The 13,628-nt window shown below is 72.1% G+C and carries 14 protein-coding genes; 11 read left to right on the top strand and 3 right to left on the bottom strand.

Annotated features, from left to right (window positions below; translation table 11 throughout):
* Positions 1-5: 5 nt before the first annotated feature.
* Entirely contained in the window at positions 6-911 is a 906-nt protein-coding gene (locus ACH4VX_RS31065; protein ID WP_398372052.1) for a helix-turn-helix domain-containing protein, read from the bottom strand.
* A 163-nt stretch (positions 912-1,074) separates the two neighbouring features.
* On the opposite strand from ACH4VX_RS31065, the gene ACH4VX_RS31060 reads away from it, so the two are divergent.
* From ACH4VX_RS31060 to ACH4VX_RS31040, 5 genes are read left to right on the top strand one after another with little or no spacing between them, the layout of a single operon-like run.
* On the top strand, positions 1,075-1,635 hold the full coding sequence (locus ACH4VX_RS31060; RefSeq protein ID WP_398372050.1) for a quercetin 2,3-dioxygenase: 561 nt from the start codon (positions 1,075-1,077) through the stop codon (positions 1,633-1,635).
* Between the two features lie 7 nt (positions 1,636-1,642).
* Entirely contained in the window at positions 1,643-1,789 is a 147-nt protein-coding gene (locus ACH4VX_RS31055; protein ID WP_361749152.1) for a DUF1427 family protein, read from the top strand.
* Entirely contained in the window at positions 1,786-2,037 is a 252-nt protein-coding gene (locus ACH4VX_RS31050) for a DUF1427 family protein (RefSeq protein ID WP_398372048.1), read from the top strand. Before ACH4VX_RS31055 ends, ACH4VX_RS31050 begins: the two co-directional genes overlap by 4 nt.
* On the top strand, positions 2,027-2,992 hold the full coding sequence (locus ACH4VX_RS31045) for an amidohydrolase family protein (protein WP_398372047.1): 966 nt from the start codon (positions 2,027-2,029) through the stop codon (positions 2,990-2,992). The genes ACH4VX_RS31050 and ACH4VX_RS31045 overlap by 11 nt, the downstream gene beginning before the upstream one ends.
* A gap of 15 nt (positions 2,993-3,007) precedes the next feature.
* Positions 3,008-3,907 carry an alpha/beta hydrolase fold domain-containing protein gene (locus tag ACH4VX_RS31040; protein WP_398372045.1) on the top strand — a complete coding sequence of 300 codons (900 nt, stop codon included), beginning with the start codon at positions 3,008-3,010 and terminating at the stop codon, positions 3,905-3,907.
* Positions 3,908-4,074: 167 nt separating this feature from the next.
* Here ACH4VX_RS31040 and ACH4VX_RS31035 read toward each other — a convergent pair whose 3' ends face one another.
* Both ACH4VX_RS31035 and ACH4VX_RS31030 read right to left on the bottom strand, forming a co-directional pair.
* The gene (locus ACH4VX_RS31035) at positions 4,075-4,800 is read right to left on the bottom strand and encodes a dienelactone hydrolase family protein (protein ID WP_398372043.1); all 726 of its coding nucleotides are present in this window, start codon (positions 4,798-4,800) and stop codon (positions 4,075-4,077) included.
* A gap of 212 nt (positions 4,801-5,012) precedes the next feature.
* Positions 5,013-5,960 (bottom strand): methionyl-tRNA formyltransferase, encoded by a 948-nt coding sequence (locus ACH4VX_RS31030; RefSeq protein WP_398372042.1) that lies wholly within the window; start codon positions 5,958-5,960, stop codon positions 5,013-5,015.
* Positions 5,961-6,226: 266 nt separating this feature from the next.
* Between ACH4VX_RS31030 and ACH4VX_RS31025 the strand changes: the two genes are divergently transcribed.
* From ACH4VX_RS31025 to ACH4VX_RS31000, 6 genes are all read left to right on the top strand, one after another.
* Entirely contained in the window at positions 6,227-7,567 is a 1,341-nt protein-coding gene (locus ACH4VX_RS31025) for a lysine N(6)-hydroxylase/L-ornithine N(5)-oxygenase family protein (RefSeq protein WP_398372041.1), read from the top strand.
* Between the two features lie 23 nt (positions 7,568-7,590).
* The gene (locus ACH4VX_RS31020) at positions 7,591-8,649 is read left to right on the top strand and encodes a FecCD family ABC transporter permease (RefSeq protein WP_398372039.1); all 1,059 of its coding nucleotides are present in this window, start codon (positions 7,591-7,593) and stop codon (positions 8,647-8,649) included.
* Positions 8,646-9,707, top strand: a complete 1,062-nt coding sequence (locus ACH4VX_RS31015) for a FecCD family ABC transporter permease (protein WP_398372037.1) — start codon at positions 8,646-8,648, stop codon at positions 9,705-9,707. The genes ACH4VX_RS31020 and ACH4VX_RS31015 overlap by 4 nt, the downstream gene beginning before the upstream one ends.
* A gap of 38 nt (positions 9,708-9,745) precedes the next feature.
* Entirely contained in the window at positions 9,746-10,585 is an 840-nt protein-coding gene (locus tag ACH4VX_RS31010; RefSeq protein WP_398372035.1) for an ABC transporter ATP-binding protein, read from the top strand.
* Between the two features lie 112 nt (positions 10,586-10,697).
* Positions 10,698-11,756 (top strand): iron-siderophore ABC transporter substrate-binding protein, encoded by a 1,059-nt coding sequence (locus tag ACH4VX_RS31005; RefSeq protein ID WP_398372033.1) that lies wholly within the window; start codon positions 10,698-10,700, stop codon positions 11,754-11,756.
* Positions 11,757-11,802: 46 nt separating this feature from the next.
* A complete protein-coding gene (locus ACH4VX_RS31000) occupies positions 11,803-13,590 on the top strand; it encodes an ABC transporter ATP-binding protein (RefSeq protein ID WP_398372031.1) in 1,788 nt (595 codons plus the stop codon).
* Positions 13,591-13,628: the final 38 nt, after the last annotated feature.

Below are 13,628 nucleotides of genomic sequence, written 5' to 3'. Positions count from 1 at the left end.
CGGCCTCAGGGCTTCGTCAGCGACCGGAACTCGGTCGGCGTCATACCGGTGTGCCGGCCGAAGAAGGCGCTGAAGACCGTCGGGTAGGTGAACCCGATGTGCTCGCTGATGGCGACGGGCGGCAGCGAGCTGTGGATCAGCAGGCGCTTCGCCTCCAGCAGCACCCGGTCGTCGATGTAGCGCTTGGCGCCGCAGCCGAGGGCCGCCCGGGTGGCACGGGTCAGGGTGCGCGGGCTGTAGCCGAGCCGGGCGGCGTAGTCCTCGACCCGGTGGGTCCGGCGGAAGTCCTCCTCGACGGCCTCGCGGAACAGCTGGAACGGCTCGCCGCCACCGTCACGCCCCTGCCGTCGCGGGTCGGCGAGATGGACGAGCCGGATGAGGATCACCGACAGCAGGTTCCGCACCGTCTCGATGTACGCCTCCAGCGACAGGTCGGACAGCGCGGCGTGCTCCTCGACCAGGGAGTCCAGGAGCCGCAGCAGGGCCGTCTGGCGCGGCTCGTCCGGCGTGACGAGACGGTGCGGGACGTGCGCGCCGTCCCGGATGAGCGCGTCCGTCGCGGCGCTGGGGAAACCCGTCGGGAAGACCAGGACGGTGGCGTCGCAGCCCCGGTGCCCGTCGGGGAGCTGGAGCACCTGTCCGGGCCACACCCAGAGCCAGGCCCCCGGGGTGAGGGAGTACGAGGTGAAGTCCACCGAGCACGCCAGGCGCCCGCCGCGGGCCGCGACGACCACGTGGAACGCCGGACGTCCGGGCACCGTGAGGGGCAGCCCCCGCTCGTCGGCGCGGGCGGCGAGTCCGGGCAGGTCGAGGACCTCCAGGCCCGGTGGCCTGCCGGGCGTCGGCCGGTACGACAGGGCCGGGATGCCGGCCGCCGCACGGCCCACGGGGAACTGTCCGTTTTCCTTCATCGTGTGCCCGAGTGTACGTAGGCCGTCCCTTCCCGCCGGTCTAGCTTGAGGAAGAGAGGCCGCAACGGGCGCGGAGCGAGCCGCCGACACCCCGGCCGAGTCCCTTTTCCTTCTTCCTTCCACCTCTTCGACCCCTTCGGCTTCTTCGACAGGAAGGACCACCATGACCATCGAGTTCGCCACCCGCTACCGCGAGCGCTCCCACATCCCGCCCGAGCCGGGCAAGCCGTACTTCATCGAGAAGGGCAAGGGCGACCGCGCCCACCTGTTCACCGACCTGTTCACCGTCTACGCCGGCGGCGAGCAGACCGAGAGCACCTTCAACTTCTTCACCTGCGAGGGCCCGAAGGGCGACATCATCCCCGCCCACTCCCACCCGGACACCTACGAGGTCTTCTACATCACCGACGGCGCGGTGCGGCTGTTCGTCGAGGACCTCGAGGGCGAGCAGTACGAGAAGCTGCTCACCGCGGGCGACTTCGGGTTCGTGCCCAAGAACTGCCCGCACGCCTACCGCATCGAACGCCACCACAGCCGGATCGTCGGCGTGGCCGCGGGACCGGGCGGCACCTTCGAGCGGTTCTTCGAGAACCTCGGCACCCCCACCGACGAACTCGGCCTTCCCCGGCGGCCGTTCGTGCCCGAGCCGCACAAGTTCGGCACCGTGCCGCAGCGGTACGACGTGACCTTCCTGCCCGACCACGAGTGGCGCACCGGGAGCTGAGCGGTCCATGCCGTACCTGAAGGCGTTGATCGCCGGAGCGCTGGTCGGCGTGGCCTACGTGCTGGTGCGGGTCGAGTCGCCCGCGCCGCCCCCGGTCGCGCTGGCCGGACTGCTGGGCATGCTGCTGGGCCAGGCAGTGCTGGAGACCCTGTGAGCGCCGCCGGTGCCGCGCGCGGTCCCCTCCGCAAGGCCGGCCTCTCCTTCGCCGCCGGTCTGCTCATGGGGGCGCTGTACTGGGCGATGGACCTCACCTCACCCGCCCCGCCGCTCCTCGGCCTGACCGGGCTGGCCGGCATCGTGCTCGGCGAACGCGCCGCCACCGCCGTACGCGACCGCCCGGCCCGGCGTCGTCCCGCTCCCCCTCCGTCCGCCGCAGAAGAAGGAACCCCCCGTGTCCCCTGACACCCCCGGATACCTCGACGTCCACGCGCACTTCCTCACCGACTCCTACGTCCGCCTGGCCCGCGAGGCCGGACACGAGCTCCCCGACGGGGTCCCCGCCTGGCCCACCTGGTCGGCGGCCGCGCACCTGGAGCTGATGGACCGCTGCGGCATCGGGACCTCGATGCTCTCGGTCTCCTCGCCGGGCGTCCACTTCGGCGACGACACCGCCGCCCGCCGCCTGGCCCGCGAGGTCAACGAGGCCGGCGCCGGGACCGTACGCGAACACCCCGGCCGTTTCGGTCTGTTCGCCTCGCTGCCGCTCCCGGACGTCGACGGCGCCCTGGAGGAGATCGCGTACGCCTACGACACCCTGCACGCCGACGGGGTGGTCCTGGAGACCAACACCCACGGCACCTACCTCGGCGACCCGGACCTGGAGCCCGTATGGGCCGAGCTCGACCGGCGCCGTGCCGTCGTCTTCCTGCACCCCACGTCCCCGGTGTGCTGGGAGCGGTCTGCCCTCGGACGCCCCCGCCCGATGGTCGAGTTCGTCTTCGACACCGCCCGCACCGTCACCGACCTGCTCATGGCCGGGACGCTGGACCGCCACCGCGACCTCACGGTGATCGTGCCGCACTGCGGTGGCGCCCTGCCGGTGCTGGCCGACCGCATCGACGGCTTCATGAGGATGTTCATGCCCGAGGGCACCGAGGCCCCCGGAGCCGTCGAACAGCTCCGCCGCCTCCACTACGACCTCGCGGGACCCGCGCTGCCCCGCCAGCTCCCCGCCCTGCTGAGCCTCGTCGGCAGCGACCGGCTCCTGTACGGCAGCGACCACTGCTGGACCCCCGCCGCCGGGGTGGAGGACCATGTCGCGGGCCTGGACGCCGCCCCGGCACCCGACGGCGCGACCAGTTGGCGCGCGCTCACCACCGCCAACGCCCGCCGCATCCTGCCCCGCACGGCCCGCTGACGTAAGGCACCCACCGTGACTTTCCCCTTCCACCTGCTGGCACCGCCCGACCCGGCCGCGCTGCCCCTGCCGCACCCCGCGCGTCCCGCCGACGGCGTACGGCTGCTGCGCGGCGCCGTCTACGCGGTCCCTGGGGGCAGCCGACCGCTGGCCGTCGACCTGTGGCTGCCGCAGGATGCCGCCGGCCCCGTTCCGGTCGTGGTCTTCGTCCACGGCGGCGCCTGGCGCACGGGTCTGCGCGACGACCTCGGCCCCCGCTTCCGCCACTGGAACCCCGGCCCCTTCGCCCGGCTCGCTCGCGCCGGGTTCGCCGTCGCCTGCCCCGACTACCGTCTCAGCGGCGAGGCCACCCACCCCGCCCAGACCGACGACCTGGCCGCCTGCCTCACCTGGCTGCGCACCCGCGCCGCCGACCTCGGCCTGGACACCGCGCGCACCGTCCTGTGGGGCGAGTCGGCCGGCGGGCACCTCGCCGCCCTGACCGCCCTCACCCGGCCCGCCGGCACCGTCGCCGGCTGCGTCACCTGGTACGCCCCCACCGACCTGCCCGCACTCGCCGAGGACCATCCCGAGGGCGCCTACGACGCCTGTGACCCGGCCGGCTTCGAGGCCCTGCTGCTCGGCGGCGCCCCGGCGGAGCGGACCGGCACGGCCCGCGACGCCAGCCCGGTCACCCACGTCGGCCCCCAGGCACCGCCCTTCCTGCTCCTGCACGGCACCGACGACGTCCTGGTCCCCGCCCGGCAGTCCGTCCGCCTCGCCGAAGCCCTCCGCGGGGCCGGCCACCATCCCGACCTGCGACTCCTCGGCGGCGGCAACCACCTCTGGGTGGGCCTGACCGACGCGGACGTCGAGGACTGCTTCACCCGCACCGTGGACTTCGCCCGCCGCTGCACGGCCGGCGGGCGGACCTGAGCCACTGCCTTCCTCCTCGGGCAGCAGGAGCCGAGCGGCCCGGCAGCGTGACGGCCGCCCGGCTCAGCGGCGTCCCCCGATGGGCGGCGGGCGTGCGACAGGTGCCGCGGACCGCGGGGGTGACGGCCGGCCTGGTCCGCGGCCCGGGCGCGCGGTTGCCGACGGGATCACTCCGTCACGGGCAGGCACTCGGCGAGCAGGCCGACGACGTCGCGCCAGGCTCGCTGTGCGTGCCGTGGGTGGTGGCCGACGCCGGGGAGCACGGGCTGGTCGACCGGCGGGTGGTGAAAGGCGTGCAGGGCGCCGCCGTAGACCACGAGGCGCCAGTCGACGCCCGCGGCCTGCATCTCGGCGGTGAACGCGTCCCGTTGCGCGGGCGGCATGATCGGGTCCTCCGACCCGACCCCGGCCCACACCGGGCAGTGGATGCGCGCCGCCTCGCCCGGCCGGCCCGTGATCAGTCCGTTGACTGTCCCGATCGCGCGCAGGCCGACGCCGTCGCGCCCGAGTTCCAGTCCGACGGCGCCCCCGGTGCCGTAGCCGACGGCGGCGATCCGGTCGGGGTCGGTGCGCGGTTCGGCGCGCAACACGTCGAGCGCCGCGTGGCCGATGTCCCGCATCCGGTCGGGATCGGCGAGCAGCGGCATGCAGCGGGCCAGCATCTCCTCGGGGTCGCTCAGATAGCGCCCGCCGTGGAGGTCGAAGGCCAGCGCCACGTATCCCAGCTCGGCGAGCGCATCGGCCCGGCGGCGCTCGACGTCGCCGAGTCCCGGGCCCTCCGGCCCGAGCAGCACCGCGGGTCGGCGGCCCGCGCCTGCCGGGAGCGCGAGGTGTCCGGTCATCGTCAGGCCGTCGGCCGGGTACTCGACCGTGCGCGTGGTGATCGTCTCCATGAAACCGGACCGTAGTGCTCGTCGGGCCCGGCCGGGCCGGTGTTCTGCCGTCGGCAGAGCAGCACGGGTGTTCCTCCGGGATGCCGGCGGCCCGACCTTCGCGGCAGGTTCCCGGCGTCCTTTCCGATTCCGTCCCGTCAGCGGTCCGTGCCGTGCGCGAGGAACCCGCGCACGGGCGGCCGGCACGGTGCCGCGGGCGCGGCGCCGGCGGTTCAGGGACGGTTCGTCAGGTAGCCGCCCATGGAGGTGAAGTACTCGGTGGCGGGCAGCTCCCGGCCGTCCTCGGTCCGTACGCGGGTGATGGCGAGGCCGTGGTTGCGGCCGGTGCGGGCGTCGGCGCCGGCGACGATCACCACACCGTCGCCCTCGCGGTAGAAGACGCGGCCGGGTGTGCCGCCGTAACGCCCCTCGGAGACGACCGCGGCCAGGACCTCGAGCCGCTTGCCCTTGTGGTGGGTGAAGGCGCTGGGGTACGGCTCGGACTGGGCGCGCACCAGACGCTCCAGGTCCGCGGCCGGCCACGTCCAGTCGATGCGGCTGTCCTCGATGGACCGCTTGTGGAAGAAGCTCGCCTGCGAGCGGTCCTGCCGGGTGAACTCCGTCCGCCCGGAGGCGATCAGGCCGAGGGCGCCGATGGTGACCGGTGCGATGAGGTCGACGGTCCTGTGGAAGAGGTCGGTCGCGGTGTCCGTCGGCCCGACCGGCACCGACTCCTGCCGCACGATGTCGCCGGCGTCGAGCTCGTCGTTCATCATGTGCGCGGTGACGCCCACTTCGGGCTCGCCGTTGATGAGTGCCCAGATCAGCGGGGAGAAGCCGGCGTACTTCGGCAGCAGCGAATCGTGCACGTTCAGGGTGCCGTGGCGGGGCAGGCCGAAGATGCGCGGGGGGATCCACGTACGCCAGTTGTTGGCCACGATGACGTCCGGGTCGGCGTCCTTGAGGCGGGCGAACAGTTCGTCGTCGTCGGGGCGGTTGCGGAGCACGACCGGTACGCCGTTCTCCTCGGCGAGGTCGGCGACCGAGTCGCTCCAGATCTTCTCGTACGCGTGCTCGCTCCTGGGGTGGGTCACGACCAGGACCACGTCGTGCTCGGAGTCCAGGAGGGCTCGCAGGGTGCGGTGCCCCCAGGTCTGGTAACCGAACATGACGACCCGCATGGGGTTCCTCCTCGGGGCAGGGTATGGCCGTGGTCAGTAAAGCAAGGCTTACCTAAGTGGTCAACGGGGCGCATTCGAGGGCGTGTTGATGGCCGACGTGCCTCCGGGGGCCCGTTTTCTCTATGGACAGCTCCGTAAAACTGAGCTTAGCCTTACCTAAGTTCCGAGTGGCTGATCTTCGGCATGCCCGGACGTCCGTACTTCCCGATGCATGACCAACGGCTGCCTGCCCCCGCACGGCCGCCGCACCGCACGATGGGAGTGACATGGCACAGGCTCGTCCCGGCGACGCCCCTTTGATCCACGACCTCATTGGTATCGGCTTCGGTCCGTCCAACGTGGCCATGGCGATCGCGCTCAGCGAGCACAACGCACGCGCCGGCGGGGAGGAAGCGGTCACCGCGCACTTCTTCGAGCAGCAGCCGCGCTTCGGCTGGCACCGGGGCATGCTCATCGACGACGCGACCATGCAGGTGTCCTTCCTCAAGGACCTGGTGACGCTCCGGAACCCGGCCAGTGAGTTCAGCTTCCTCTGCTACCTCAAGAGCAGGGGACGGCTGATCGACTTCATCAACCACAAGAACCTCTTCCCGCTGCGGGTGGAGTTCCACGACTACTTCGAGTGGGCCGCCGGCCGGGTCGACGGCATGGTCTCGTACGGCCACGAGGTCGTCGGCGTCATGCCTGTCGTCCGCGACGGCGCCGTGGAGTACCTGGACGTGACGGTCCGGTCGGGGGAGGGACTCGCGGTCCACCGTGCGCGCAACCTCGTCATCGGCACCGGCCTGCGCCCCCTCATGCCCGAGGACGTGGAGCGCGGCGCCCGCGTCTGGCACAACTCCGAACTCCTGGCGAGGGTCGACGAACTGGAGGGCTCCTCGCCCTCCCGGTTCATCGTCGTGGGCGCCGGACAGAGCGCCGCCGAGAACGTCGCCTATCTGCACCGCCGGTTCCCCGAGGCCGAGATCTGCGCCGTCTTCTCCCGCTACGGCTACAGCCCCGCCGACGACAGCGGCTTCGCCAACCGGATCTTCGACCCCACGGCCGTCGACGAGTTCTTCACCGCGCCGGGGACCGTCAAGCGCCGGCTGATGGACTACCACGGCAACACCAACTACTCCGTGGTGGACATCGACCTGATCGACGACCTGTACCGGCAGATGTACCAGGAGAAGGTCCTCGGCACCGAGCGCCTGCGCTTCCTCAACGTCTCCAGGCTCACCGGAGTCAAGGAGACACCGGACAAGGTGCACGCCACCGTCACCTCCCTCGTCACCGGCGAGGAGACCCTCCTCGACGCCGACGTGGCGGTCTTCGCCACCGGTTACAGCCCCGCCGACCCCGTCGCTCTGCTCGGCGAGGTCGCCGACCGCTGCCTGCGCGACGACGAGGGCCGGGTCCGCGTCGAGCGCGACTACCGCGTCGCGACGGACCCCGGACTGCGCTGCGGCATCTACCTGCAGGGCGGCACGGAGCACACGCACGGCATCACCTCGTCCCTGCTCTCCAACACCGCCGTCAGGGTCGGCGAGATCCTGGACTCGCTCCTCGACCGGGGCCGTGAACCGGTCGCCGACGGCACGGGCAGCCACGCCCGCCAGGGCTGATCAAAGGGATAACGTACGTCCACATGGGCACGACTGCGGTGGAGCGCGCCCCGTCCGGGGTCACAACCCGGGCCCGGCGGCGGCGGATTGTGGGCCTGGGCACCCTGGTGGGGATTCTCGTGATCGCGGCGGCGGTGTCACTGGCCGTCGGTGCGCGCGCGTTGAGTCCCGCCGAGGTGTGGCACGGGTTGTTCGCGCCGCCCGACCCCGACCAGCGGCTCACCGAGATCCGGCTCATCGTGCGGACCGTCCGGGTGCCCCGGACGGTGCTCGCGATCGTGGCGGGCGTCGCCCTGGGGGTCGGCGGGGCGCTGATCCAGGGGTACACCCGCAACCCGATCGCCGACACGGGCCTGCTGGGGGTGAACTCCGGTGCCTCGTTCGCCGTGGTGTCGGTGATCGCCGTGTTCGGCCTCTCCGACCCGTTCCAGTACGTCTGGTTCGCCTTCCTGGGGGCGGGGGCCGCCGGCGTCGTGGTGTTCGGGCTGGCGAGCATCGGGCGGGGGGCCGGCAACCCGCTGACGCTCGCACTGGCCGGGCAGGGGGTCACGGTGTTCCTCGCGGCGATGACCACGGCCGTCGCGCTCTCGGACCAGAAGTCCCTGAACGCACTGCGGTTCTGGAACTCGGGCTCCGTGGCCGGTGTCGGATTCGACGTCATCTGGCCGGTGGCCGCGTTCATCGCGGCCGGGCTGGTGCTGGCACTGACCACGCTGCCCGCGATCAACCTGCTCAACCTGGGCGACGACGTGGCGAGAGGGCTGGGCGTGAACATCGCCCTGAGCCGGACCGTCGGCATCGCCGCCATCACCCTGCTGGCGGGCGCGGCGACGGCCGCGTGCGGCCCCATCGCGTTCATCGGACTCATGGTCGCCCACGTGGCCCGCCACCTGACCGGACCGGACTACCGCTGGCTGGTGCCCTGTGCGGGTCTGCTCGGCGCCGTCGTCCTCCTGGTCTGCGACATCGTGGGCCGTGTGGTGGTGCGGCCGGGCGAGCTGGACGCGGGTGTCCTGGTGTCCCTCCTCGGCGCCCCGTTCTTCGCGGCTCTGGTGTGGCGCGGAAAGTTCAAGAGCGCGTGAACGGGGCGGACGTGAAGTCATCGGTGGCGCCGGGCGTCAGGCTCGGCCCTGTGTCGTTCGTCTGGCGGCCCTGGATCGTCCTCGTCACGTTCCTGCTGGCGGCGGCCGCCCTCCTGCTGTTCTGCCTGTCCATCGGTGTCGGGGACTTCCCGATCGGCCTGTCCCGGGTGACCGCCACGATCCTCGGGCAGGGGGAGCAGGTCGACGAGTTCGTGATCATGGACCTGCGGATGCCGCGTGCCCTGGCCGGGCTCGTCGTGGGGATCGCGCTGGGGGTGTCCGGGGCGATCACGCAGTCCGTCGCCCGCAACCCGCTGGCCGGCCCGGACGTCCTGGGGATCACCGCGGGCGCGAGCGCGACCGCGGTGTTCCTGGTGACGGTGTCGGGCGGGACGGCCGCGGCGGTCGTCGACTCCGTGGGCCTGTCCGCGGCGGCGCTCGCGGGCGGGCTCGGCACGGGGCTGCTGGTGTACTTCCTGGCCTGGCGGCGTGGGATCGACGGCTTCCGGCTCATCCTCATCGGCATCTCGGTGAGCGCCGTGATGCAGGCGATCACCACCTGGCTGCTGGTCACGGCCGACATCAGGGACGTGGCCCAGGCCCAGGCGTGGCTGGTCGGTTCCCTGGACAACCGGTCGTGGGACGAGGTCTGGCCGGCCTTCTGGGGCACGCTCGCCCTCCTGGTCGTCGTGACCGGTGCCGCCTTCCAGTTCAAGCCCATGCACCTCGGCGACGACGTCGCGGCGGGCCTGGGCGTCCGTTACTCGGCGGTGCGGGCGGTCCTCCTGCTGTGCGCGGTCCTGCTGGCCGGCACGGCGGTGAGCGCGGCGGGCCCGGTCCCGTTCGTCGCGCTGGTCGCGCCGCAGGTGGCGATGCGACTGGCGCGGTGCCCGACGCCGCCGATGGCGGCCTCCGGCATGGTGGGGGCGCTGCTGCTGATCGGATCGGACCTGGTCGCGCGCAAGGCACTGCCCGTCAGCCTGCCGGTCGGTGTGGTCACCGCGGCGATCGGCGGCCCCTTTCTCGTCCATCTGCTGGTACGGGCGAACCGCAGATAGCTGATACGAAGTCAGGCATACCTGAGTAAGGGGGTCTTGTGGTCGCTCAGTCCATCACCGGGGTCGAGTCCGCGGTCGACGACGCCCCACGGCTGGCAGCCAGGGGCGTCACGGTCGGATACGGCGCCCGGACCGTCATCGACGATCTCGACGTGGTGATACCGCCGGGGCTGGTCACCACGATCATCGGCCCCAACGGCTGTGGAAAATCGACCCTGTTGCGCACCCTGTCGCGGCTGCACAAGCCGGCCGCGGGGACGGTCGTACTGGATGGCGAGGACATCGCCGGGCTCAGGACCAGGGACGTGGCGAAGAAGCTCGGCCTGCTGCCGCAGGCACCGGTCGCGCCGGAGGGTCTGACGGTGGCCGACCTGGTCGCCCGGGGCCGCCATCCGCACCAGAGCTGGCTGCGGCAGTGGTCGTCGGACGACGCCGCCGTCGTGGAGCGCGCGCTGGCCATGACGGGGGTGTCCGACCTCGCCGGCCGTGCGGTCGACACGCTGTCCGGCGGACAGCGTCAGCGCGTCTGGATCTCGATGACCCTCGCCCAGGGCACCGACCTGCTGCTCCTCGACGAGCCGACCACCTATCTGGACCTGGCGCACGCCATCGACGTGCTCGACCTGGTGAACGACCTGCACGAGTCGGGGTGCACCGTGGTCATGGTGCTGCACGACCTCAACCTGGCCACGCGCTACAGCGACAACCTCGTGGTGATGCGGGCCGGGTCGGTCCTGGCCCGGGGCCACCCGCGTGACGTGATCACGGCCGACCTGCTGCACGAGGCGTTCGGTCTGCGCGCCAAGGTGATCGACGATCCGGTGGGCGACCGGCCGCTCATCGTGCCGATCGGTCGTGCACACGTCCAACTCGACTAGTCCGCAGGAAGGTTGTTCAAGTTAGGCTAGGCTCACCTTACCTCGATGCGGTACGGTTTGCCTGCCCTGCGCACGGGGTGCAGCGACAGCGCGAGAAGCAAGGGGATTGCGGATGCTCCTCCACAGGACGACGCGTGGGAAGCCAGGGCGGCGGCCGGCGGCGACGCTGTTCGCCGCGGTGCTCGGCGCGGGCCTTCTCGCGGGCTGCGGTTCCGACTCGGACCCGGCGGAACGGGCGGGCGACGACAAGTCCACCGCCCAGGCCGGCGCGTTCCCGGTCACCGTGGAGCACGCGTTCGGATCCACGACGGTCGGCAAGGCCCCCGAGCGGGTCGTCACCGTCGGCTACACCGACGACCAGTCCGTGCTGGCCTTCGGCATCAAGCCGGTCGGCATGGTCGACCAGTACCCGAACCCGGCGGGCCGGAGCCCCGACATCAACACCCAGTGGCCGTGGGTGAAGGACAAGTGGGGCGACACCGAGCCCGAAGTCATCATGAAGAACGGCGACTCCGGTCCCAACTACGAGAAGATCGCGGCCCTTCGCCCGGACCTGATCATCGCGGTCTACTCCGAGGTCGACCGGACCGCCTACGACAAGCTCTCCAGGATCGCTCCGACAGTGGGCCGCACCAAGACCGAGAAGGAGCCGTTCAGCGCCCCCTGGCAGGACAACGCCCTCCAGATCGCCAAGGCCCTCGGCAAGTCCGACGAGGGCGAGAAGATGGTCGAGGACATCGAGGGCAAGCTCGACGACGCCAAGAAGGCACACCCCGAGTTCGCCGGCCGGACCGCCGTCGTGCTGTCCTGGTACGAGAACTCCGTGGCGCCGTTCGCCTCCACCGACGTGCGCGGCCGGCTGGTGTCGGGCATCGGCTTCACGTACCGGACCGAGATCGACGAGATCGCGGGCGGCAGCTTCTACACCAAGCTCTCTCCCGAGCGTGTCGACCTCGTCGACGTCGACCGCGTCTTCGTCGTCAACGACAAGGCGGACACGGAAGCCCTCAGGAAGTTCGAGCTGTTCGCCAACCTGGACGTCGTGAAGAAGGGGAACGTGTCCTACCTGCTGGACAGCGAGGGCCCGGCGGTCGGCGCGGCCATCTCCCAGGGCACCTTGCTGTCCATGCCGTACGCCGTCGACGAGCTCGTCGAGTCGGCGGCCGGCTGAGGATGACGGCCGACACGTCCCGCCCCCGGCCCGCCCGGGGCGCGGTGTGAGGACGACCGACACGCGCGTCGCCCCGGCGACCCTGCGTACGTCGACCGGACGCGAGGCCGCCCGATGGGTCGCGGTGCACTGCCGGCAGGTGCCCGGTCTGACGACGGCCACCGTGCTCACCACGGTGGCCGGGGCGGCCCTCCAGGTGCTCCCGGTGCTGCTGCTCGGCCGGGTCGTCGACGGGGTGGCCGAGGGTGGGTCACGCTCGATCCTCGTCACGATCGGCGCCCTGATGGCGGCCGCCGCCCTGCTCGGAGCGGCGGCCACCGCGGTGTCGACCTGGCTGATCGGCAGGCTGGGCGCGGACCTGCTCGCACGGCTGCGGGAGAGGGCCGTCCGGGCGGTCCTCGCAATGCCGAGCGAACGGATCGAGCAGGTCGGCCGGGGAGACGTGCTCTCACGGGTGGGTGACGACGTGGCCGTCGTCTCCAAGGGCATCAGCACGGCCGTCCCCACGGTGTTCTCGGCGGGCGTACTGGTCGCCATCGCCACGTTCGGCATGTTCGGACTGGACTGGCGGCTCGGCCTGGCGGGCGCCTGCGCGCTGCCCGCGTACGCACTGGCCCTGCGCTGGTACCTCCCGCGCTCCGCCCCGCTGTACCAGGAGCAGCGGGAGGCCCAGGCCGACCGGGCGCAGGCGTTGATCAGTGGCCTGGACGGGATCGACACGGTCCGGGCCTACCGGCTGGAGGGCGCCTTCCGCGAGAAGGTCACCGAAGAGTCGTGGCGCGTCCGCGACCTCGGTATCGACGTGTTCCGGTTCTTCGGCCGGTTCGTCGGCCGTGAGAACCGCGCCGAGTTCATCGGGCTGGTGCTGATCCTCCTGGTGGGGTACGCCCTGCTGGAGGCCGACGCCGCCAGCCTGGGCGAGGTGTCGGCGGCCCCGCTGCTGTTCCACCGGCTGTTCGGCCCGCTGGGCCTCATCATGTTCACCTTCGACGAGGCGCAGAAGTCGGGCGCGAGCCTGACCAGGCTGGTCGGGGTGCTGGGGGAGGCCCCCGAGGGCAGGCTGGTGGGCGACCCGGCGGTCGCGCCGGCGGGCCCCGGGCCGTTGCCGGTGACGGTGGAGGGACTGACGTTCCGTTACCCCGGCACCGACGAGCCGGTCCTGAGGGACGTCGACCTGACCATTCCGGCCGGTGGTTCGCTCGCGCTGGTGGGGGCGACGGGTGCCGGGAAGACGACCCTGGCCGCGCTGATCGCGGGCATCGGAACCCCGCAGGCCGGATCGGTGCGCATCGGGCCGACCGACCTCGCCGGACTGGACGAGGCCGGGGCGCGGGCCCTGGTGAGCATCCTGACCCAGGAGACGCACGTGTTCTCCGGTCCGCTCGCCGAGGACCTGCGGCTGTCCGCGCCGGCGGCGGCCGACGCCGAGCTGACGGACGCGTTGCGCACGGTCGGCGCGGGCGAGTGGGTCGAGGCGCTGCCCGACGGTCTGGCCACCCCGGTCGGCGAGGGCGGTGAACGCCTGGACGTCACCAAGGTCGCCCAGATCGCCCTGGCCCGGCTGGTGCTGGCGCGGTCGCCGGTGGTGGTGCTCGACGAGTCGACCGCGGAGGCGGGCAGCGAGGGCGCCGCCGAGCTGGAACGGGCCGTGCTGGCCGCGTGCGCCGGCCGGACCACCCTGTTCGTGGCGCACCGGCTGACCCAGGCGATGGCGGCGGACCGGATCGCCGTACTGGACGCGGGACGCGTGGTCGAACTGGGCACGCACGAGGAACTGGTGGCGCTGGGCGGCCGGTACGCGCGGTTGTGGCGAGCCTGGCGAGAAGGTGGTTAGGTAAACCTAAGTTAGGTTGGGCTAACTCGCATGCCGAG

The sequence above is a fragment of the Streptomyces sp. NPDC020731 genome (assembly GCF_044334705.1).
GTDB lineage: Bacteria > Actinomycetota > Actinomycetes > Streptomycetales > Streptomycetaceae > Streptomyces.
The sequence above is the reverse complement of the archived record's forward strand: the minus strand, read 5'-3'. Positions and strand labels throughout refer to the sequence as shown.